This is a genomic window from Desulfosporosinus sp. OT (genome assembly GCF_000224515.1).
Classification (GTDB): Bacteria; Bacillota; Desulfitobacteriia; order Desulfitobacteriales; family Desulfitobacteriaceae; genus Desulfosporosinus.
Window position 1 is genome coordinate 1 of sequence record NZ_AGAF01000150.1, and the last position, 391, is coordinate 391.

Genomic DNA, 391 nt, shown 5'->3' on the forward strand with positions numbered 1-391 from the left:
CAGATGCTTTTTAAATATCTTCGGCGAAATCAGGTCACAGGTAGCCCAGTTGTCTATGTACGGTAGAAACTCGTCAACAGCGGCAATGGCGGCATCATAATCCCTGTACGTTTCAATCAGGAAGCCGTGCAGGTTGTTTTCTTCATAATACCCGTGGGGCAGGATTTTAAAAAACTCCGAAACCTCCGGCCTTTTAGAAAACTCCCGGGCGAGCTTCCGCAGCTCCGGCGTGCGGACGCCGATCACAGTTTCCGGGTTCACCGTCGGCATGAGTTTGCACGCAAACTCTTTGTATTTCAGATCCTGCAGCTCGAATAGCCGACGCCGGATCTCTTCTTTTAGAGCGCTCATATTGTTTTACCTTTCTTCAACTAAATGTTAGTTCTTCGAC

Annotated in this window: 1 protein-coding gene; it reads right to left on the reverse strand. The window is 48.6% G+C overall.

Translation table 11 applies throughout. From position 1 onward, the window contains the following. Window positions 1–351: DNA alkylation repair protein (locus DOT_RS13920; RefSeq protein WP_009619827.1), on the reverse strand; the 351-nt coding region annotated here is incomplete at its 3' end. Between the last annotated feature and the right edge of the window lie 40 nt (window positions 352–391).